The organism is Roseibium sediminis (assembly GCF_008711325.1).
Lineage (GTDB): Bacteria > Pseudomonadota > Alphaproteobacteria > Rhizobiales > Stappiaceae > Roseibium > Roseibium sediminis.
In genome coordinates this window covers 16,596-36,814 of sequence record NZ_VXDB01000018.1, presented here as the reverse complement: position 1 = coordinate 36,814, position 20,219 = coordinate 16,596, and the positions used below count along the sequence as shown (strand labels likewise).

Here is a 20,219-nt window from a genome sequence, read left to right as displayed (position 1 = left end):
ACTTTCAGCTACCCGTTAACACCTACGCCTTCGGGCCTCGGGTCACGATGCCCATATCATCGGCCTCCTGAGCGGCCCGAAGGCGCTCTTCAGCCTCGCTTGCCTCGCGCTGGCGTGCCCACATGGATGCATAAAGGCCATTTGCCTCCAGCAGGCCCGAGTGGGTTCCGCATTCGGCAATCCGCCCGGCCTCCAGCACGATGATCTTGTCCGCATTGACGACTGTCGAAAGCCGGTGCGCGATGACAAGCGTCGTGCGGTTTTTCGAGACCTGATCCAGCGCGGTCTGAATTTCCCGCTCCGTGTGGGTGTCGAGTGCCGAAGTCGCCTCGTCCAGAATGAGGATGGGCGGCGACTTGAGGATCGTACGGGCAATGGCCACACGCTGTTTCTCCCCGCCTGACAGTTTCAGCCCGCGCTCACCGACCTCCGTGTCATAGCCTTGCGGCAGTCCTTCAATGAACTCGTGGATCTGCGCCATTCGTGCGGCCTGACGAATTTCCTCGTCGGATGCATCCGGACGGCCATAGCGGATGTTGTAGGCGATCGTGTCGTTGAAGAGCACCGTGTCCTGCGGCACCATGCCGATGGCCATGCGAACACTCTCTTGCGTGACGTCCCGAACATCCTGACCGTCAATGGTCACTGCACCGCCCGTTACATCGTAGAAGCGGAACAAGAGACGGGAGATCGTTGATTTCCCTGCGCCGGACGGGCCAACGATGGCAATCGTCTTGCCCGCGGGCACGTCAAAGTCGATACCTTTCAGAATCTTGCGGTCCGCATCATAGTGAAAATGCACATCCCGAAATTCGATGCGACCTTCAACCGCCCTCAGTGGCCCCGCTCCCGGTTTGTCCTCGATTTCCGTCGGCGCGCCGAGCAGATCAAACATCGATTCAATATCGGCAAGACCCTGACGGATTTCGCGGTAGATGAAGCCGATGAAATTGAGCGGAATGGAAATCTGCATCAACAGGGCGTTGATGAGAACGAACTCGCCAATCGTTTGCTCACCCGCCATCACCGCCTGCGCGGAAAGAACCATGCAGGCTGCCATCCCCACGCCGAGGATCACCGTCTGCCCGAAGTTCAGCCAGGCAAGCGACGTCCATGTGCGTGTGGCGGCTGCCTCATAGCGTTCCATGGAGACATCAAAGCGCGCGGCTTCCATGTTCTCGTTGCCGAAATATTTGACCGTCTCGAAATTCAGCAGGCTATCGATGGCCTTGGAATTGGCCTCCGTATCGCTCTGGTTCATCTCCCGGCGAATGGCGATGCGCCAGTTCGACGCCTTGATGGTGAACCACACATAGGCAACGATCATGATCGCCACGATGGTGAGGTAGCTCATGCCGAACTGGATCGAGATCACAGCTGCCATGATGGCAAATTCGAGGATTGTCGGGATGCCGTTGAGGATCGTGAAACGGACAATCGCCTCAATCCCCTTCACCCCGCGCTCGATTACCCGGCTGAGACCACCCGTGCGCCGTGCCAGATGAAACCGCAACGAGAGCCGGTGAAGATGGCGAAAGGTGATGATGGCCAGCTGGCGCACCGCATGCTGCCCGACCTGGGCAAAGAGCGCATCTCGCAACTGATTGAAGGCAACGGCCAGTACGCGGGCCACATTATAAGCCAGCACGAGCATGACCGGGGCGACAAGAAAGGCCGGCAAGTTGGAAGTTTCACCCGTCAGCGCATCCGATGCCCAGGCAAAGAAATAGGGAGACAGAACCGTCACGATCTTTGCAATCACCAGCGCAAAGATCGCCAACAGCACGCGTGCTTTCAGGTCAGGTCTGTTTTCCGGCCAGATATAGGGCCAAAGGTTTACAAGCGTCTGGTACGTTGTGCCCTCATCCGCACTCACGGCTTTTTGGGTCTGCGCAGCTTTTGCCGCAGGTTTTGCGTTTTCGCCGTCACGGGCAGACGCGGTTCTATCAGTCAAAAGCCGTTTCCTTTTCTTCGCCGCGACCCGGCCCTTTTGTGCAGGCAGACGCCTGTGCCGAGGCGTCGTTTTCCGGTGCGCTTTGAACCCTGGACAAATAGGAGGCAGATTGCTCGGCCGCCTGCTCAAGGCGGTCGACATTGATGCGATACTGACACGAGCGCCCGGTGCTTTCGCAAACAACCAGACCCGTATCCTTCAGAACCTGCAGATGTTGAGAGACCGTCGACTGGGCAAGCGGCAGACGGTTCACGATCTCGCCGCAACAGGCCACTTCAACACGGCGCAAATCGCTCAGGATCGCGAGGCGAACCGGATGCCCCAACGCGCGGTAGATCTGCGCAAGGTCTTCAAATTCGCCGGTATTGAGGCACGCGGGAACATCATCGTCATTCACCTGTTGGCCCATGCCGCTCCTCTCCCGTTTGCAAAGCAACAACCCATTGATCGTAAATATGCGATGGGTTTCCGTAAAGGCAAGGTCACAAGGGCAACATTCGGGGCAGGCGCACGAAAAAAGCGCACGAAAATCGTGCGCTTTCTCTGCATTCAGATCGGACAGATGATCCGGCCAGTTCCTACTGAACGGCCACGCCCTCATTCTTTGCTTCGTTATCCCAGCGAACATCGTTTTCCGGCGTCAGGAACACCTGTCCGGGATAGATGAGATCCGGATTGCGAATCTGAACCTTGTTCGCCTGATAGATTGTCGTGTAGCGGAAACCGTCGCCGTAGAGGCGGCGGGAAATCCGCCACAGATTGTCGCCCTTGCGGATGATGACGTTCGGCAGCGCCTTGGTGACAGTCGCGCCTGCGGATCCGTCAGCAGAGGCTTCGCCGGTCGCAACGACCTTCGTCAGAACGATCTGCTGGGGCGCTTCCTTCTCAAAGGTTACGGCAGCACGGGCTTCGACCTTGTCGGCGCCCTGCTCAACCAGATCGGCACGAACTTCGACATTGCCTTCCGAGATATTTTCCTTGCCCTCAAGCAACCAGCGACCTGTTCCAGACACCGGAGCCTCGCCTGCAAACTTGTCGTCCACATAGACCCGCACGGAAGACCCCGGTTCCCCGGTACCGGCAACGAAGACCTTGCCTTCTTCCGATTCCACAGCTTCCACCGTCACCTTCGGCGCTCCGGCTGCGTCAGCAGCAGGTGCAGCGTCAGCGGCTGTCTCGGTGCCAGAGGTCGCAGATGCATCGACAGGCATATCAGCCGACGCAGAGGAACCTGCAAGAGTGGCAACTTCCTCTGTCACATTGGCAACAATCTGCCCACTTGCGGAAATCGCGGCCTGCCCGGCCTCGGCAACGCCTTCAACCACCGTTTCTGCGGTCTTTTCAGCGGCAGCAACAGTTACAGACCCGGCATCGACAGCTTCACCAACAGCCTTGGCAGTCTCGCTCGCAACACCGGAGACAGCCGTTTCGACCGCAGTTGCAAGTTGGCCGGCCGTTGTGGTTGCTTCTGCAGACGCGGCCACCTCAGGAGCTGCACCGGCCTCCGGCTTTGCGTCCTCAACAGGAGCAGCTGCTGCCACTACGGTCTCTTCAGGCTTTTGCAGAATGTTGGACGGCGCATCCGGCGTGTTCAGCACGACGAGCGGCTGTCCATTGCCCCCTTCGGGAATGGAAACCGCGAGGCGCTGGGACGATTCAGATACGACCTTCCCGTCTTCACCCTGCACTTCCAGCGCCATGTCGTAGTCGCCGGGTTCAAGTGGTTTGTCGAGAATGATGGTCCATTCGCCTGCGCTGTTGGCCACACCCTTGCCGACAACCTGCCCATTAGCCCTCAGCGCAATGATCGCGCCCGCATCCGAACGTCCGGCAATGACCCCCTCGCCGGTCGGCTCAACGCCAACGACGTCAAAGGAAAGGCTCTCTTCGGGTTTGGTCGCATCGCCTGCACCGCTTTCAGCGGTCTGCGAGGCGTCGCCCTGTCCGGTCGCAACAGGGTCTGTTGCCCCACCAGCATTCTCAGCTGTTTCACCACCCGATGCGGTTTCGCTCGCGCTCTTGGAGACTGCGTTCGATGCCTTGTCGTCCTTGAGGGCAATTTCCGATCCCTCACCCTTTTTAAGCTGGAAGTATCCAACGCCAAGGGCACCAGCTCCAACAACAAAGGCGGCGATCAGGGCCCAGACTACGTTTTGCCTCATAATGAAGTTTCCCAGTGAAGCCAAACTCCCGTCTCAGCCGGGACCGGTTCACTCCTCCTCTTGTGTTCCTGGATGGCACCAGTCGCCATCATTTGGCCAACGGTTCCCAAAACTCTTCAAATCAATAAACCCCTTTTAAACCCTGAGCAAGGAAACAGCCGCCGTCACCAACCGCTGATGCACCTTGACCGTCGCCGCGCCCGGTGCCACACAGGTTGCATGAAAGAAAACACACCAAGACAGCTCTCAAGCATTTGCGTCTATTGCGGTTCCAGCAAGGGCGTCGATCCGGTTTACGAGGCGACTGCCATTCGCCTCGGCCAAATCCTTGCCGAACAGAACATCCGATTGATCTATGGCGGCGGTTCGGTTGGGCTTATGGGACTTGTGGCTGCGGCAACACTTGATGCCGGCGGATCGGTCACCGGAATCATTCCGCGCTTTCTCGAAGAGCGGGAAGTCATGCTCAAGTCGGTCGACGATCTCATCGTCACCGAGAATATGCATGAGCGGAAGATGCTGATGTTCCAGCGCTCGGATGCCTTCATCGCCCTTCCCGGCGGCATCGGCACTCTGGAAGAAGTTGTGGAAATGATGACCTGGGCACAGCTCGGTCAACACAGGAAGCCGGTGCTTCTCGCCAACACCAATCGATTCTGGTCGCCTCTACTCGAGTTGCTGAATCACATGCGGGCACAGGGGTTTATTCGACCGGAAACGGAAGTCCCCTATCTGGTAGCTGACAGCATCGAGGACGCAATTCCGAAACTGGAAAAAGCCTGCCTGGAATGCCCGGAAGCATCTCCTTCGGCGATTCCTGTCGAGCGGATGTGATCCTGTCAAAAATCCTCATTTGACGGCGGCGCGGCAAGTCTGCGCCATCGCGATTTTTAATAAGATTTTGTTTTACTATTTGCGATACCGTTGCGTTCGATTTTCGAAACACGGACCTGTTACGGCATGCAAAGTATCCTCCTTGTAGAAGATGCATCCTTCTTCGAAAAAGCTGTCCTTATGACACTTCGAAACATTGAAGAATGCAATGTATACGTTGCGCGCTCCTACAAGGAAGCCGAAGAATTACTCAAATCCCCGAGAGAAAAGCCTGATCTGGCACTTGTGGACCTGACCCTGCCGGACGCGCGGGATGGACAAATTGTCGACCTGACAAAGACACATGAGATCCCGACGATTGTGTTCACCAGCCGCTGGGCCGCGCATATACGCAAGTCCGTCTACAGCAAGGGCGTCATGGACTATGTCGTCAAGGACAGCCCAAGCAGCCTTGACTACCTGAGCGAACTTATCCTGCAGCTGCGCCGCAATCCGGAAACCGGCGTGCTTGTGATCGACGATTCCCGTCCGGCACGCGAGAAGATCGTCAACGTGCTGAAGCAACACCGCTATCAGGTCTTTGAAGCCTCTTCGGCCGTGGAAGGCCAGAAGGTTCTGGAGAAGAACCCGCAAATCAAGCTTCTGCTGCTCGACTATGTGATGCCCGGTGAAGACGGATTCGCCTTCCTGAAAGCCATTCGCCGGAATTACAGCCGCGATGATCTCGCCATTCTTGGCCTCTCCGGGGTGGACGACGGGGAAAACCGTGTCCGCTTCCTGAAATATGGTGCGAACGACTTTATTCAGAAGAACTGTTCGTCCGAGGAGATTCTTTTGCGGGTCGCTCAGAACCTCAAGATGATCGACAGGATCACGGAGCTGAGAGACCGCGCAATACGCGATCCCCTGACCGGGCTCTACAATCGCCGTTTCCTCTTTTCTCAAGCCGAAGCGCACATCAAGAACGCGGAAGCCGAGAACCGGTCTTACTGGGTCTGTCTGGTAGATATCGACAAGTTCAAGAGCATCAACGACACCTATGGGCACGTTGCTGGCGACACGGCACTGCTGACCATCGCCAGATCCCTGCAGGCTTTGGCAGGCCCTTCCGACTTCATGTTGCGACTGGGCGGGGATGAATTCTGTGCCTTGCTGAGCTGCGAAAGCAAGGATCAGGCGGCCCTCAAGATGCAGACATTCCTCGACAAGCTGCGCCTGACCGGCGTCAAGCTGGAACAGGGTAATATCAACGTCACAGCCAGCGTCGGTATCGCGCATGTGGAAAATGGCGACATTACCGGCGCACTTGATATGGCCGACATGTGCCTTTACCGGGCCAAGGACGGCGGCCGGGACAAGCTCATCGCCTGCTGACACCGGCGCCGTTGCTGTTGTGTATCAGGCAGCTGCCTTGCGGCGGGACTTCTTGTAGCGGCGATAGCTGTCGAAGGTGAAGATGACCAGCGCCGCCCAGATGATACCGAATGTCAGCAGCTTGGTCTGATCCAGAGGCTCGTTCCAGACATAGACAGCCATCAGGAAATGCAGCGATGGCGCGATGTATTGCATGATCCCGATCATCACCAGAGGTAAGCGCCGGGCTGCTCCGGAAAATGCGATCAACGGCAAGGCCGTGATAATGCCCGTTCCCGCCAGTGCCACCAGCACCGGAATGTTGTTCAACGACAGGGAATCCTGACCCCAACTGATGGTCAGCAGCAGATAGCCGGCAGCCAGCGGCACCAGAAGCGCTGATTCCGCCAGCAGGCCGGGCGTCGGCCGCACCGGGGTTACCTTGCGCACATATCCATATCCCGCGAAGGAAAAGGCAAGCACCAGCGACACCCATGGCAGACCGCCGGTCCAAACGGCCTGAATAGCAACAGCAAGGGACGCAAGTCCGACAGCCACCATTTGCAGCGGAGACAGTTTCTCGTGCAGGACAACCAGCCCGATCAGGATGCTCACCAGCGGATTGATGAAATATCCGAGCGAGACATCCAGAACCTTCGAGTTGGAGATCGCCCAGACAAAGACCAGCCAGTTGACGCAGATGAGAGCGGCAGAAACGCACAGACGATACACGATCGCCGGTGTCGTCAAGGCCTCCCGGATCTCTCCGCCGCGCTTGCGGAGCAACAGATAGAGACCGACGAACAGAACGGACCACACGATCCGGTGAGCAACCACCACATCCGGCGCAACAGTCTCAGTCAGCTTGTAATAGGCCGGAAAGAACCCCCACATGCCATAGGCCGCGAGCGCAAGCAGAAGACCGGTACGTGTTTCGTCTTCTGCCGCAGGTGCGCTCTTGCCAGTGCCGGTGACCTCACTCATGAACCGTGACTTTCAGATATCCCGGCTCAGGCGGCCTCCGCCTTCATCAGGGCATAGGTGATGGAATCGATCAGCGCCTGGAAGGAGGCGTCTACGATATTGCTGGAAACGCCGATGGTGAACCAACGCCGGTGTGTTCTCACGTCCTGACTTTCAATGAGAACGCGCGTCACGGCACCTGTACCACCGTTGAGAATGCGAACCTTGTAGTCGATCAGCTCAAGTCCGTCGATGGCCGATTGGTATTTTCCCAGATCCTTGCGCAGCGCCATGTCGAGCGCATTTATCGGGCCGTTTCCTTCGGCGACCGACATCCGGGTTTCACCATCGATACTTATTTTCACAACGGCTTCGGAAACCGTTAGAAGCTCTCCGATGGCGTTGAAGCGGCGCTCAACCATCACACGGAAGGATTCCACATCAAAGAAGCTTGGCACTTCGCCAAGCGACTTGCGGGCAAGCAGTTCGAAGGACGCATCTGCCGCCTCATAGGAATATCCTTGCGACTCCCGTTCCTTCACATCAGCCAGGAGCCGATCAAGGCGGGGATCGGCCTTGTCGACCGTCACGCCAAGCCTGTTCAGCTCCCCAAGCAGATTGCTCTTGCCTGCCTGATCCGAAACGAGCACCCGCCTGCGATTGCCAACCTCCTCGGGCTGGACATGCTCGTAGGTCTTCGGATCCTTCAGGATGGCGGACGCATGAATGCCCGCCTTCGTCGCAAAGGCCGACTGTCCGACATAGGGTGCATGCCGGTTCGGCGAGCGGTTCAGAATTTCGTCAAAGGCGTGGGAGATAGACGTGATATCGGCCAGCTGATCTCCCGAAACCCCCACCTCAAAACGCTCCGGATAAGTGCCCTTGAGCATGAGAGTCGGGATGAGCGTGATCAGGTTGGCATTGCCACATCGTTCGCCAATCCCGTTGATCGTACCCTGAATCTGGCGCACACCGGCATCAATCGCCGCAAGAGTGTTGGCCACCGCATGACCGGTGTCGTCATGAGTGTGAATGCCAAGATGATCGCCGGGGACAACCGCCTGCACCGCCTTCACGATCTCGGTGACTTCTCCCGGCAAGGTGCCGCCATTGGTGTCGCACAGCACCACCCACCGTGCTCCAGCCTCATAAGCGGCCTTGGCGCAGGACAGCGCATAGTCCGGATTGGCCTTGTAGCCGTCGAAGAAATGCTCGCAATCGATCATTGCTTCCTTGCCGGCAGCAACGGCGGCCTTCACCGTATCGGAGATGCTTTCAAGGTTCTCCTCGTTCGTGCAGCCGAGCGCCACATCGACGTGGTAATCCCATGTCTTGGCGACAAAGCAGCATGCGTCCGAATGGGAAGAAAGGATCTGGTTGAGACCCGGATCATTTGAGGCAGACCGTCCCGGTCGTTTCGTCATCCCGAACGCTGTGAAGGTTGCCTTCTGGGTGCGTTTCTCGGAGAAGAATTCGGTATCCGTAGGATTGGCCCCCGGATACCCGCCTTCGACATAATCGACCCCGAGGCGCTCAAGCAGCTCTGCGACCACAACCTTCTCGGTCACGGAGAAATCGATCCCGCTGGTCTGGGCCCCGTCGCGAAGAGTGGTATCGAAGAGATACAGTCGTTCCTTGCTCATGCGTATTTTCCGTCCTCGGTCTTGTCTGACGGCCAGTGTGTCGTGTCGTGGTCAGGATGTTGATAGGATATGGGCCCTTGCCCATCGGGGTTTCCTTGATCGGAAGGCAAGTCGAATAGGCCTTCGCACCAGGGCAGTCGGCTTTCCGTCCCAAGCTGGATAATCGGCGGGGCAACGGTTGGATCATCAAGGCTCGTCACGGTGATGTCCGGCTGCCAGCCTTCAAATTCAAAGGTCAGCGGCGATCCACAGTCCTTGCAAAACCCGCGACGAACCTTGTTTGAACTTTGAAAGTAGGTCGGATTTCCGCGTGTGTATTCCAGATCCTTCGCCGTCACCAACACGGCAAAGGGTCCGCCCAAGGCCTTCTGGCACATGCGACAGTGGCATAGTGACGAACGACCAAATTCGGACACGGTGTACCGCACGGCGCCACACTGACATCCCCCGGAAAGCCTCGCATTTACAGTCATGAGCGCTCCTTTGGCGGCCACTCGGCGGTGTCATGATCCGGATGCTGCAGGGAGACGAGGCTGGCCAGAAACGGAGCTGCTTCCATATCGTCTTCCGTCACCCGGTTGGGCAGGGTCGAAACTCCGTCAGCATAGGGAAGCTTTCCCTCCACTCCGAAAGCCACAACAGGTGCAATTTCGCGCGGATCATCAAATGCACCGATGGCCAGAGCAATTCCGTCCGGCGCTTCATAGGTCAGCGGCGTACCGCAGTCGCGGCAGAACCCGCGCGTGGCATGATTGGAGCTCTGAAACTGTGCCCGCTGCCCGCGGGTCCACTCAAGGCGATCCTCGGATACAGACACCAGCGGCGCATAAAAGGACCCGAAGGCCTTCTGGCACATGCGGCAATGGCAAACAGACGCCTCCCCCAGCGCCCCGTCCACCTTGAACCGGACAGCTCCACACTGACACCCTCCGGATCGCAACTCACTCATTACGCTCTCCCTCACCCGGCAAAAGTCAATCACCGCACCCAACTCAGTCCCAAACGCCAAACCGCTTGAGGATGACTTCCATCACTCCTTCAAGATTTCCAATCACATCCACCGCCGGAAATCTCCAAACTTCGAAGCCTTCACCTGCAAGCCACTTGTCGCGCTGTTCGTCTCTCAATCTGACGTCATCCAAACCATGAAAGTCGCCATCCACTTCAATCACCACCTTGCGGCTAAAGGCCACAAAATCAGCAACGTAAGGCCCGATCGGCGCTTGCCGACGAATATGAACGCCTTTTGTCTTCAACTCTCTCAGCTGCCGCCATAACAGTTTTTCAGGGTAGCTTTGCTCACGCCGCAGTTGCTTTGCTGTCTGACGCGTTTTCCCTGTGATCCTTGTTGGCGACATCTCAGATCCACTGCCTCCGTCAGCCCATTGGCGATACCAGCCTAGTACCCCCACCCCTAACCCCTCCCCACAAGGGGGAGGGGAAATGAACCATCCCGCCAATTCAAATTACGAGATCACCCAGATCGAGCTGCCGAACCCGTCGACAAACTCGATGGAGTATTGCCCCTCCCCCTTGTGGGGAGGGGTTAGGGGTGGGGGTAACCCATTCCAGGTATCCTTATCGTTTGACCTCCCAGGTCGTGACACGTTCCCCGGTCTGCGCATCCTTGCCGTCCTTCAGCACGATGCCCTCGGCAGCGAGTGAATCGCGGATGCGGTCGGCTTCGGCCCAGTTCTTTGCCTTCAGCTGCTCAAGTCGTTCTGCAACACGTGCATCGATCGATGCTATATCCAGCGCGCTCATGTCTGCCGTAACAGGACGAACGCCCAACACTGCAGCGGACGCGGAATAGACCGCGAGCTTGTCCGCAGACTGCGCGGCCTCGCCAGCCAGTTGATGCAGGACTTGAACGGCAGCAACCGTATTCAAGTCATCATTGAGGGCTTCCAGGAAGGCTTCTGACGGCGCTGCGTCAGTTGCAACCGGTTCCGGCCACTTCGCCAGCAGACGCTCCGCCTCTTCCAGTCGCTTGATCGAGAAATCGATCGGCTCGCGGTAATGGGTCATCAGCATGGCAAGGCGCAACACTTCGCCCGGCCATTTGCGGCCGCCGAAGTTTTCGCTGTCCAGCAGTTCGTGGATGGTGAAGAAGTTGCCCTCCGACTTGGACATCTTGCGGCCTTCAACCTGAAGAAAGCCGTTATGCATCCAGTAGTTGGACATCTTCTGCGTCCCGTGCGCGCAGCAGGACTGGGCGATCTCGTTTTCATGATGCGGGAAAATCAGATCCAGACCGCCACCATGAATGTCGAATACCTTGCCCAGATGGTGCTCACTCATGACCGAGCACTCGATGTGCCAGCCCGGACGTCCCCTGCCCCATGGGCTCTCCCAACCCGGCTCTTCGTCCGAGGAGAGTTTCCAGAGAACAAAGTCACCCGGATTTTTCTTGTGCGCCTCGACCGCGATGCGGGCTCCCGCCTTCTGCTCATCGAGATTGCGCTTCGAAAGGCATCCGTAATCCGTCATGGATGTTGTATCGAACAGCACCTCGCCGCCTGCCACATAGGCATTGCCCTTGTCGATCAGGATCTCGATCATTGCGACCATACCGCCGATATGGGCTGTTGCCCGCGGCTCATGGGTCGGCTCAAGGCAGCCGAGCCGCGCGATATCGGCGTGGAACTGGTTAGTGGTCTTTTCCGTGACTTTGGCAATGGCCTCGTTCAGCGGCAGATCCGGATGATCGCGCAAGGCCCGGGCGTTGATCTTGTCATCCACGTCCGTGATGTTGCGGGCATAGGTGACGTGATCAGTGCCATAGAGATGGCGCAGCAAGCGGAACAGCACATCAAACACGATGACAGGCCGCGCATTGCCGATATGGGCAAAGTCATAGACAGTCGGCCCACAGACATACATGCGGACATTTTCGTCGGAAATCGGAACGAAGTCTTCCTTGGCGCGGCTCAGGGTATTGGTTACCCGCAAGCCCTTGAAGGTGCCCGTGTCAGCATCTGATGTCGCATGTCCTGCGGCGCTCATGTCAAACCGTCTCCTGGCCGGCTGGCCGGGGCGGTCCGTCTTAAGGGAAAAATGCCAAAAGGGGATCGGCCACAGCCAGCGGTGTCGCTAGCTGCAAATAATGGTGATCGAAATGATGTTCCAAGTGGCCGTCATCATGGGCAACCTTATGACCCGGTTTCCTTTTGGGCGTCAAGGTCCGTTTTTACTCCTTTTGTCTTTACTGGACACTGCGGTCGCTTGCGTTACCCTGCCCCTACAACCGAATCTTGCGGGGGCATGAACGGATGACACAAATCCGGAAAACCATAATCACGCTGTGCAGCATCTCGCTTGCAATCCTGTCCGGGGCGGTTCAGGCGCAATCTCCTGTTCCTACGCCAAGAGCTGCTCCTGAGCGAACGAGCGTCCAGTCCGCCGAACCGACAACGCCAATCGCACGTGCAATCCGCAACAGCCTGCCGAGCAACCTGGACCCCGGACTTCGCCAAGTCTACAATTCCCGGAATTTCGAGCCGGTATGGATTACGCCTTCCGGGGCAACAGAGAATGCCTTCTTTGTTCTTGAGGCATTTTCGTCAGCCAATATTCACGCATTGAACCCGGACAACTACGAGCCCCTGAGGTTTCTGGAACGGGCGCAGTCGGCAAAAAGCGTCGAAGACTGGGCCGCCATCGACATTGATCTCAGCATCCAGTTTCTGCGTTATGCCACGCATCTTTCTTCTGGCCGCGTGCAGCCCAACAAGGTCAACAAGGCGCTCAACATCTTCCCCGACCGACCAAAGGCGGAAGAGCTGTTTGCGAATGCCGAGAAAACGGAAGATTTCAGCGCCTTTCTGGAAGGTCTCGCCCCGCAAAGCCCGAATTACCTGCGGCTCCAGATTCGTATGGGCGAATACAGGGAGAAGGCAGCCAATGGCGGCTTCACCCCTGTTCCCAGCGGCCCTGTTCTGAAGCCCGGCATGAGCGACCCCCGCGTGACCGCCTTGCGCAAACGGTTGATCGAGGAAGACTATCTCATCTCTGAAATGCACGCAGGCAGCACTTATGACGGTGCGCTTGTCGACGCAGTAAAGGAATTCCAGTCCTATCACGGGCTGGAAACAGACGGCGTTGTGGGTGCAGGAACACTGGGCGAACTGAACGTGCCCATCAATGACCGCCTTATCCAGATGGAACTGAACATGGAACGGCGGCGGTGGATGCCGGACGACCTCGGGTCGACCTATGTGTTCGTGAACCTCGCCGATCAGGCCCTCAAGGTGGTCAAGAACGAGCGGACTGTCCACACTGCCCCGGTAATTGTCGGCAAGCCCTACCATGCCACTCCGGTCTTTTCCGACCAGATGACCTATGTCGAGGTCAATCCCTACTGGAACATCCCGCGTTCAATCGCGACCGCCGAGTATCTCCCGAAACTTCAGCAGAACTCGTCGGCGCTTTCCGGCAAGGGCATCCGTGTGCTGCGTGGGACCAACGAAGTCTCGCCAACCAGTATCAACTGGTCTGCCTATTCGCGGGAAACCTTCCCCTTCGAACTGCGACAAGACCCGGGAGAAGGAAATGCGCTTGGCAGGATCAAGTTCATGTTCCCGAACAAGTTCAACATCTACATTCACGACACACCGGGCAAATCCCTTTTCCAGCGGTCACAGCGGGACTTCAGCCACGGTTGTATTCGAGTATCCGACCCCTTCGCGCTCGGAGATGTCCTCTTGTCCTCGCAGGGCTATGACCGGGCCAGGCTGGAATCGATTCGAGACAGCGAACAAAGAACCGTCATCTCGCTGAAGGAACCCATCAAGGTTCATCTGACGTATCTCACGGCGTGGATGAACAAGGACGGATCCACACATTTTCGCAAGGACATCTACGGTCGAGACGCTGCGTTGCTCAATACCCTTCGCACAGTCATGACTGAAAATCTTTGATTTTTCAAATACATACGTGAAGTTTACGATCCTGAACCGAAGCTGAATGCTGATCTCAGCTTCGGTTCAAGGCCGGTTTTCTAAAGTGGGTTCAATCACGAGGCACCCACCAATGGGAAACCGAAAAATGTTGAACCGTTTGTTTGCAGTCATGTTCATTCTCGTTCTCTTCGGCGGACCGTTTATCAGCGCTTTCTACGTTGCAGGCAGCGCCAACATGTCGATCGGTGCGATCCAGAAAAAGTCCATCTGCCTGTCAACCGGCGTTGGCTGTGGTTCCGGACATGTGATCCTTCCGGCCCTGGGACGCATGTAATGCAATACTCTCGTCTGCTTGCGGCGCTCCCACTTTTTTGGCAAGCTCGCGACATGGATACGAAAGCCCTTGAAGAAAACGCGGAAAATGCCGCACAGTTCCTGAAGATGCTGGCTTCAGCACCCAGGCTTCTTCTCATGTGTCATATGGCCGAGCAGGAATGCAGCGTCGGCGACCTTGCCGAAAAGACCGGCATGCGATTGCCCACGGTCTCGCAGCAGCTCTCTTTGTTGCGCACGCAGGGGCTGGTGGAAACGCGGCGCGACGGCACAACGATCTACTACAAGCTGGCCAGCAAGCCCGCGCAGGAGATCATGGCAGTTCTCTATGAGACTTTCTGCGCCGGCCACGACAAACAAGCCCAAGACGCCAGACTTGAGCTTGTTTCCGAAGCGGACTAACGCCGCCTCGTCTCTCAATCGCTGATGTAATCACCGCATTTGGGCGGTTCCTGATTGCCCCATGGCATGATCGGAACCGTGGAAGTGGAATTCTTCGGGCTGCCTTCGATCAGCTTGTCCGAATAGACCAGATAGACCAGCACATTTCGCTTGGCGTCACAGCCCCGAACAATCTGCATTTTCTTGAAGAACAAAGAGCGGCGCTGACGGAACATCTCCTCACCCTGTTCTGCCTTGCCCTTGAAAACGACCGGCCCGACCTGACGGCAGGCCAGCGATACATCGGAGACTTCCTCCGCAACGCCAATCCAGCCGGATATTCCGCCCTTTTCGGGAACCGTAAAGTGGCAGGCCACGCCTTCGATCATTGGATCGTCCACAGCGTAAGTCGCCAACTTGTGATCCGGCGTCAGCAGCTTCCACACTGTCGACTTCTTGAAGATCAGATCAGGTTCATCTGCGGCCAGCGCCGGAACCAAACCCAATCCAAATGCAACAATCGTGGCAGCGAGCAGGCGCATCGACACTCTTCCTTCATTCGGCAAACCAGCGAACCCCTGAACCACCTGGAGATGGAAAGGAAACGCGGCCAATCAAAACGACAGACGGCAAACCTCCCCAGAGGCAGCTCCCGTTCACTCCACATGTGGGAGTTCTTGTCGCTGACGTCCACCCTCAATTGCCCAAACACGAAAAAAGCGGCCCGAAAGGCCGCTCTTCACAGTTCTGGTTGGCCGGATATCAGGCTGACATCAGCTTGGACTCACTTGCGGAACCACGCTCCTTGCGCACCTCGTCAGCGAACTCTTCGGAAATGTCCAGCATCGACAGGTCCAGCGTCTCCTCGTCGGAAGACACTGCGACCTCTTCATCCGGCACGGGCTGCAGAGGCTGACCGAGATCGACTTCCGGCTCGTTCTGGGCGACTTCCGCTTCTTTCAGGGCATCCCACAGGTCCTGATCCCGTTCACGGGTCCAGACTTGCGGCGCCTCGATCCCAAGAGCTTCGTCATAGGCACGAGCAACATTGAACGGCATGCAATGGTCGTAGATGGCAAAGCTGCCGAAGCGCGGGTCCATTGCCTCGCGGACGGCATTGTAAGTTGCCTTCAGACCCCTGCCCATTCGAACGGACGTACGCGCGCTGTCGCGCAGGGTTTCGACAAAGTCCCGCGTATCATCAAGCGCCCTTTTGACCTCCTGAACATTGAGCAAGGCTTCGCCTCGTCCGGGCACCAATGCCTTCGGGCGGAATGCACTGATCCGCTCAAGCGCCCGTGGCCAGTCATCCAGATGGGCATCACCGCAATAGCAGGCCACCTTGTTCTCAACGAGGTCTCCGGCAAACAGTACTGCAGCATCCGGCACCCAGACGACCACGTCGCCCATCGTATGTCCGCGGCCAAGATGCATCAGCCGCACTTCCTTGTTTCCAAGATTAATGGACAAGGAGGAGGCAAAGCTCATGGTCGGCTGCGTCAGCCCCGGAATGTTGTCGCCATCCTCGAACAGTCTCGGGAACCGTTCCTTTTGAGCGACCCAGTCTGCTTCGCCGCGGTCAACGATCAGCCTGCGGGTGAGATCCGATGTGATGATGTCACTTGCCCCGTAAGCACTGGCACCAAGGGTGCGGACCGAATGGTAGTGCGTGAGCGCCACATATTTGACCGGCTTGTCAGTGATCCCCTTGATATGGGCCAGAACCTTCTTGGCTGTCGCAGGTGTCGCCTGCGCGTCCACAACAAGCACCGCCTTGTCGCCGATGACCACGCCGGAATTGGGATCTCCCGAAGCAGTAAAGGCGTAGCAACCCGCACCTACTTCACGAAAGGATACAGCTTTTTCATCCGTATCTGCGATAGAGGCGAAGTGTTTTGTCATGATGCTTCCCACCCGCGTTATTGACCTGCACAGCCAAGTCGACCGAAGACCAGTTCCGCGATAAAAGGCTCGCGGATATATACTTGGATCGTGTCAGGCATTCGGCTTGATTCGCAAATCGATTGGGCGCCGCTACTGCTCTCATTTGATTTTTTCAACAATAAGTTCACCTAAATACGGCGACACACCAGTTGTTGTGTTTATCAAGTTGCGAAAAACCGAACAGTTCGCTGCCGCGACATCTGATCAATCAGCACCTCTCCATGCGTCACATAATTCCCGGCAACGCCACTGGACGCAGGCACATCCACCATGCATACAGGCTCAAATGGACGAGACAAACGCAACCGGCGGGCGGAAGACACTCCCATGAGCGATACATCGAAAGATCAGGACATAGGCGATGACCCGATCCTCACCCTTGACCGGTTTCTCCCTTACCAATTGAACTTTCTTGCAGAAGAAGTCAGTCGCTCGTTCTCGCGCATTTATGCAGACCAGTTCGGGATCAGTATTCCCGAATGGCGTGTCGTGGCGATCCTGGGTCAGTCTGGTCCTGTTACAGCAAAAACCATCGGCGAACGCAGCACCATGCACAAGACCAAGGTCAGCCGAGCTGTCGCAGCGTTGGAGAAGCGGCAGTTTATCGTCCGCAGCCCCAATTCGGTCGATTTGCGAGAAAGCTTCATCGAGCTCAGCGAAAGCGGAAAGGCGATGTATCGTGACCTTGTTCCGCAGGCCTTTGCCTTCAACGCCCTGCTGAAATCCGCCCTCTCCCAAGAAGAGCAGGAAACGCTGGAGGGCATCTTCTCCAAACTGCATCAAGCCTCGCGAGACTTTCGCCGCAGCGGCAAGCCATTAAAGCCCCTACGTTAACCTTGCCTAGCAGTTTTCTGGATAAATTGATCCAAATTGGTCATAAAGAGTTCGGGATTTTTGTCCCTTTCGATATCGGATTAAACGTCAGGGCAACATGCATTCGATCGGTCTGCACATTCCAAAGATGCTCAAAGGGCTGGCACGATACCTCATGCTGCCTGGCCTTGCCCTTGTGATTTTGACGCCTGACATTGCCGATGCCGCCACATGCGCCGGACTGCAAAAGGAACTGAACCGCCTTTCCAGCAACAGCAAATCCGCCGAAGTTGCCAAGTGGGAAGAGGCATGGAGGCGACAAGATGCAGCCATGACCGGCGCAGAGCGAGACGCCCGCTACTTTCAGTGTGATGTGCAGGCGAACTCGGCCAAGTGTCGTGGCCTGAATTCCAAGATCCAGAAGATGCGCAAGAACCTTGGCGCAATCGAGCGGCAGATCCAGAAGGCGGAACGCGGCGGCGGAAATGTTGCAGCCAAGGTCCAGCAGATACGCGCTCAATATGCGCGCATGAAATGCGGACAGTCGGCAGCCCCTGCACGTGAAGCCTCCAACTCCGACAATGGCTTCCTGCAAAAACTGTTTTCGCAGAACCAGAAGGTGGTCGAACCCACCACTCCCAAATACAGAACTCTGGGCAATGGCATTGTGGTTGCGGTCAATAGCAACCCTGTCATCACCCCCGCACCGGAGGTGTCCGAAACGGCACTCACCGTTCAGCGAGCCCGCTTGCGTCTCTCCAATGACGGCGACGAAATCCGCAGCAAGGTGGAGGTTGGTGGCGGAGAAACCTACCGAACCATGTGCGTTCGTACCTGCGACGGCTTCTATTTTCCGGTCAGCTTCTCCACTCGCAAGAAGCATTTTGCAGAAGACTCCATGCGCTGCGCCGAAATGTGTCCGACAGCGCGCACCGAGCTCTTTGCCTATCCCAATCCCGGCGGCCTGCCGGAAGACATGACCTCCATGGCAGGCGACCCTTACGTTCAGATGTCCAATGCCTATCGTTTCCGCAAGGAAGTGGTCGAGGGCTGCAGCTGCCGTTCAGCCAACATGAGCCTGCCTCGCGATAGGATGGCCGAAATCGGACAATCCGGCTCGGCCCGTTACGCAGAAATCGGCACCTCCGGGTCAGCTGGCTCCGACGACCGCAGTTCAGGTCCGCTTGGTGCTCTCAATCCGCTCGCGGTCAATGCCCTTCCGGCAGAGCACATTCCTGCTCGTTCTGATCCTGCCACACGGGAAGACTACAAGTGGGGCTTCAATGCCGCAGCACCGCTGCCTGCGCGCCGACTGGTGGCCTCAGCTTCTGACAGCGAAGGCTCAGGCGCTCTCGGCGGCTCGGCCAAGTCCCTGCCTGTGCTTGGCAATGTGACCCTGCGAACATCCACAAAGGCCACAATCCCGGCATCCGATTTTTCATCGCCGACAACGCCAGACGCAAAAAAACCGGCGGAAGAAATCGCGCCGGTTTTCTCATCCCTCGACAAGAAGGCTCCCGTTATCCAGACGGAAAAGGAGCGCGCCTCTATTCGGGTAGTCGGGCCAGACTATTTTGTCTCCCAATAAAGGGTAGGAAGTCCTTCATGTCCGGGCCGTGGTCGAGCCCGGTCAATGCACGGCGGAGCGGCATGAATAGCCCCCGCCCCTTGCGGCCAGTCTCGGCTTTCACAGCGTTCGTCCACGCCCCCCAGGTCTCCGCAGTCACATCCCCATCAGGGAACAAGCGCCGCGCAGCCTTCAGGAAATCCAGATCTTCGGCTTCGGCCTGAGCTTCAATCTCGCCGTTGATGATCTGCCAGTAGCCAACGGCGTCCTGAACCTTGGCACAGTTGCCACGGATAACATTCCAGAACTCTTCGCCTCCCGAAACGCCAAGACCGGCCAGACGATCCTTGACCGCATCATAGGACAGCTCATGCACAATCCGCGCATTGAGACCGCCAATTTCAGACGGATCAAACTTGGCCGATGAACGCGACACCGATCCAAGGTCAAACACATTGGCGAGCGTGTCGAGATTGTCATACGGTTCAACCGCATGGCTGCTGCCTGTCAGCACGGCAACGCACGCCACGGACATGGCCTCCAGACCATCTTCCCGCAGAGAGGCTATGGACAAGGAACCCTTGCGCTTGGAAAGGCCTTCCCCGTCATGCGTGGTCAGCAGGTTATGATGGCCGAAGACCGGCGGGGTAGCCCCCAGCGCCTCGAAGATTGCGATCTGGACGCCGGTATTGGCGACGTGGTCTTCACCACGGATCACATGAGTGATGCCCATGTCGATATCATCAACGATCGACGGCAACGTGTAGAGATAGGTGCCGTCCGCGCGGATGAGCACCGGATCGGATAGCGAGGCAAGATCAACCGACTGCTCACCGCGGACCAGATCATTCCATGTGACTTCGGTCCGCTTTGTCTCAAACGGATTGCCTTCATGGTTCGGCAGCATGAAGCGCCAGTGCGGCTGGCGGCCTTCGGCTTCGAATGCAGAGCGTTCCTCATCCGTCAGCTTCAGGCCTGCCCGGTCATAGACCGGCGGACGACCGAGGGCGCGCGCACGCGAGCGGCGACGCTCCAGCTCTTCCGGCGTCTCGTAACACGGATAAAGCAGCCCGGCTTCCTTCAGCTTGGCAGCTGCAGCATCGTAGGATGCAAAACGATCCGATTGCTTTTCAACCAGATCCGGCTGAATGCCGATCCACGCCAGATCCTGTGCAATGGAACGGGCATATTCTTCCTTTGAGCGCTCAACGTCGGTGTCGTCGTAGCGCAGGATGAACTTTCCGCCCTGCTTCTTGGCAAACAGCCAGTTGAACAGTGCCGGCCGAAGATTGCCGATGTGGATGTGGCCCGTCGGAGACGGTGCAAAACGTACGGTAACAGTCATGGCAATCAGGTAGCTTGAGGATTGAA

18 protein-coding genes and 1 pseudogene are annotated in these 20,219 nt (G+C 57.3%); 7 read left to right on the top strand and 12 right to left on the bottom strand.

Annotated elements, in window-relative coordinates; genetic code table 11:
- Positions 1–22 precede the first annotated feature (22 nt).
- The 3 genes from F0155_RS17015 to F0155_RS17005 all read right to left on the bottom strand — a co-directional run bounded on the left by F0155_RS17015 (position 23) and on the right by F0155_RS17005 (position 4,116).
- Positions 23–1,954 carry an ABCB family ABC transporter ATP-binding protein/permease gene (locus F0155_RS17015; RefSeq protein ID WP_150525750.1) on the bottom strand — a complete coding sequence of 644 codons (1,932 nt, stop codon included), beginning with the start codon at positions 1,952–1,954 and terminating at the stop codon, positions 23–25.
- Positions 1,947–2,363, bottom strand: coding sequence for an ArsR/SmtB family transcription factor (locus tag F0155_RS17010; protein WP_150525749.1), 417 nt, complete (start codon positions 2,361–2,363; stop codon positions 1,947–1,949). Before F0155_RS17010 ends, F0155_RS17015 begins: the two co-directional genes overlap by 8 nt.
- A gap of 169 nt (positions 2,364–2,532) precedes the next feature.
- Positions 2,533–4,116 carry a LysM peptidoglycan-binding domain-containing protein gene (locus tag F0155_RS17005; RefSeq protein WP_150525748.1) on the bottom strand — a complete coding sequence of 528 codons (1,584 nt, stop codon included), beginning with the start codon at positions 4,114–4,116 and terminating at the stop codon, positions 2,533–2,535.
- Between the two features lie 219 nt (positions 4,117–4,335).
- Between F0155_RS17005 and F0155_RS17000 the strand changes: the two genes are divergently transcribed.
- Both F0155_RS17000 and F0155_RS16995 read left to right on the top strand, forming a co-directional pair.
- Entirely contained in the window at positions 4,336–4,950 is a 615-nt protein-coding gene (locus tag F0155_RS17000) for an LOG family protein (RefSeq protein WP_150525747.1), read from the top strand.
- Positions 4,951–5,076: 126 nt separating this feature from the next.
- A complete protein-coding gene (locus tag F0155_RS16995) occupies positions 5,077–6,324 on the top strand; it encodes a GGDEF domain-containing response regulator (protein WP_150525746.1) in 1,248 nt (415 codons plus the stop codon).
- Positions 6,325–6,348: 24 nt separating this feature from the next.
- Here F0155_RS16995 and rarD read toward each other — a convergent pair whose 3' ends face one another.
- From rarD to cysS, 6 genes are all read right to left on the bottom strand, one after another.
- Positions 6,349–7,287, bottom strand: coding sequence for an EamA family transporter RarD (gene rarD, locus F0155_RS16990; protein WP_150525745.1), 939 nt, complete (start codon positions 7,285–7,287; stop codon positions 6,349–6,351).
- 26 nt (positions 7,288–7,313) lie between these two features.
- The gene (cimA, locus tag F0155_RS16985; protein ID WP_150525744.1) at positions 7,314–8,909 is read right to left on the bottom strand and encodes a citramalate synthase; all 1,596 of its coding nucleotides are present in this window, start codon (positions 8,907–8,909) and stop codon (positions 7,314–7,316) included.
- Complete coding sequence (locus F0155_RS16980; protein ID WP_150525743.1) at positions 8,906–9,382, bottom strand: GFA family protein; 477 nt, start codon at positions 9,380–9,382, stop codon at positions 8,906–8,908. The genes cimA and F0155_RS16980 overlap by 4 nt, the downstream gene beginning before the upstream one ends.
- Positions 9,379–9,858 carry a GFA family protein gene (locus F0155_RS16975; protein ID WP_150525742.1) on the bottom strand — a complete coding sequence of 160 codons (480 nt, stop codon included), beginning with the start codon at positions 9,856–9,858 and terminating at the stop codon, positions 9,379–9,381. The genes F0155_RS16980 and F0155_RS16975 overlap by 4 nt, the downstream gene beginning before the upstream one ends.
- A gap of 43 nt (positions 9,859–9,901) precedes the next feature.
- Positions 9,902–10,267, bottom strand: coding sequence for an endonuclease domain-containing protein (locus tag F0155_RS16970; RefSeq protein WP_150525741.1), 366 nt, complete (start codon positions 10,265–10,267; stop codon positions 9,902–9,904).
- A 220-nt stretch (positions 10,268–10,487) separates the two neighbouring features.
- Complete coding sequence (gene cysS, locus F0155_RS16965) at positions 10,488–11,915, bottom strand: cysteine--tRNA ligase (RefSeq protein WP_150525740.1); 1,428 nt, start codon at positions 11,913–11,915, stop codon at positions 10,488–10,490.
- A gap of 266 nt (positions 11,916–12,181) precedes the next feature.
- Here cysS and F0155_RS16960 point away from each other — a divergent pair, with 266 nt between their 5' ends.
- From F0155_RS16960 to F0155_RS16950, 3 genes are all read left to right on the top strand, one after another.
- Positions 12,182–13,828, top strand: coding sequence for a L,D-transpeptidase family protein (locus F0155_RS16960; protein ID WP_150525739.1), 1,647 nt, complete (start codon positions 12,182–12,184; stop codon positions 13,826–13,828).
- A 127-nt stretch (positions 13,829–13,955) separates the two neighbouring features.
- Positions 13,956–14,144: a sugar transporter gene (locus tag F0155_RS16955; protein ID WP_150525738.1), complete on the top strand. Its 189-nt coding sequence runs from the start codon at positions 13,956–13,958 to the stop codon at positions 14,142–14,144.
- Positions 14,145–14,197: 53 nt separating this feature from the next.
- A complete protein-coding gene (locus F0155_RS16950; protein WP_150525737.1) occupies positions 14,198–14,545 on the top strand; it encodes an ArsR/SmtB family transcription factor in 348 nt (115 codons plus the stop codon).
- Positions 14,546–14,559: 14 nt separating this feature from the next.
- On the opposite strand, the gene F0155_RS16945 is transcribed toward F0155_RS16950, so the two are convergent.
- Positions 14,560–15,066: a CreA family protein gene (locus F0155_RS16945; protein WP_150525736.1), complete on the bottom strand. Its 507-nt coding sequence runs from the start codon at positions 15,064–15,066 to the stop codon at positions 14,560–14,562.
- Between the two features lie 415 nt (positions 15,067–15,481).
- Positions 15,482–16,426, bottom strand: a pseudogene (locus F0155_RS16940) (MBL fold metallo-hydrolase); the annotation flags it as partial.
- A 369-nt stretch (positions 16,427–16,795) separates the two neighbouring features.
- Between F0155_RS16940 and F0155_RS16935 the strand changes: the two are divergent.
- Complete coding sequence (locus F0155_RS16935) at positions 16,796–17,302, top strand: MarR family winged helix-turn-helix transcriptional regulator (protein ID WP_150525734.1); 507 nt, start codon at positions 16,796–16,798, stop codon at positions 17,300–17,302.
- A 97-nt stretch (positions 17,303–17,399) separates the two neighbouring features.
- Positions 17,400–18,869 carry a DUF2865 domain-containing protein gene (locus F0155_RS16930; protein WP_150525733.1) on the top strand — a complete coding sequence of 490 codons (1,470 nt, stop codon included), beginning with the start codon at positions 17,400–17,402 and terminating at the stop codon, positions 18,867–18,869.
- Here the strand turns inward: F0155_RS16930 and gltX are convergent.
- Positions 18,829–20,193 (bottom strand): glutamate--tRNA ligase, encoded by a 1,365-nt coding sequence (gene gltX, locus F0155_RS16925; protein WP_150525732.1) that lies wholly within the window; start codon positions 20,191–20,193, stop codon positions 18,829–18,831. The two genes, F0155_RS16930 and gltX, sit on opposite strands and share 41 nt — an antisense overlap.
- Positions 20,194–20,219 lie beyond the last annotated feature (26 nt).

What these genes read in the sequence shown, in the direction of transcription:
- F0155_RS16995 (WP_150525746.1), top strand. Translation starts at nt 5,077, where the DNA reads ATGCAAAGTATCCTCCTTGTAGAAGATGCATCCTTCTTCGAAAAAGCT.
- cysS (WP_150525740.1), bottom strand. Translation starts at nt 11,915, where the DNA reads ATGAGCGCCGCAGGACATGCGACATCAGATGCTGACACGGGCACCTTC.
- F0155_RS16955 (WP_150525738.1), top strand. Translation starts at nt 13,956, where the DNA reads ATGTTGAACCGTTTGTTTGCAGTCATGTTCATTCTCGTTCTCTTCGGC.
- gltX (WP_150525732.1), bottom strand. Translation starts at nt 20,193, where the DNA reads ATGACTGTTACCGTACGTTTTGCACCGTCTCCGACGGGCCACATCCAC.
- F0155_RS16975 (WP_150525742.1), bottom strand. Translation starts at nt 9,858, where the DNA reads ATGAGTGAGTTGCGATCCGGAGGGTGTCAGTGTGGAGCTGTCCGGTTC.
- F0155_RS16950 (WP_150525737.1), top strand. Translation starts at nt 14,198, where the DNA reads ATGGATACGAAAGCCCTTGAAGAAAACGCGGAAAATGCCGCACAGTTC.
- rarD (WP_150525745.1), bottom strand. Translation starts at nt 7,287, where the DNA reads ATGAGTGAGGTCACCGGCACTGGCAAGAGCGCACCTGCGGCAGAAGAC.
- F0155_RS16970 (WP_150525741.1), bottom strand. Translation starts at nt 10,267, where the DNA reads ATGTCGCCAACAAGGATCACAGGGAAAACGCGTCAGACAGCAAAGCAA.
- F0155_RS16945 (WP_150525736.1), bottom strand. Translation starts at nt 15,066, where the DNA reads ATGCGCCTGCTCGCTGCCACGATTGTTGCATTTGGATTGGGTTTGGTT.
- F0155_RS16935 (WP_150525734.1), top strand. Translation starts at nt 16,796, where the DNA reads ATGAGCGATACATCGAAAGATCAGGACATAGGCGATGACCCGATCCTC.
- F0155_RS17000 (WP_150525747.1), top strand. Translation starts at nt 4,336, where the DNA reads ATGAAAGAAAACACACCAAGACAGCTCTCAAGCATTTGCGTCTATTGC.
- F0155_RS16980 (WP_150525743.1), bottom strand. Translation starts at nt 9,382, where the DNA reads ATGACTGTAAATGCGAGGCTTTCCGGGGGATGTCAGTGTGGCGCCGTG.
- F0155_RS16930 (WP_150525733.1), top strand. Translation starts at nt 17,400, where the DNA reads ATGCATTCGATCGGTCTGCACATTCCAAAGATGCTCAAAGGGCTGGCA.
- F0155_RS16960 (WP_150525739.1), top strand. Translation starts at nt 12,182, where the DNA reads ATGACACAAATCCGGAAAACCATAATCACGCTGTGCAGCATCTCGCTT.
- F0155_RS17010 (WP_150525749.1), bottom strand. Translation starts at nt 2,363, where the DNA reads ATGGGCCAACAGGTGAATGACGATGATGTTCCCGCGTGCCTCAATACC.
- F0155_RS17005 (WP_150525748.1), bottom strand. Translation starts at nt 4,116, where the DNA reads ATGAGGCAAAACGTAGTCTGGGCCCTGATCGCCGCCTTTGTTGTTGGA.
- cimA (WP_150525744.1), bottom strand. Translation starts at nt 8,909, where the DNA reads ATGAGCAAGGAACGACTGTATCTCTTCGATACCACTCTTCGCGACGGG.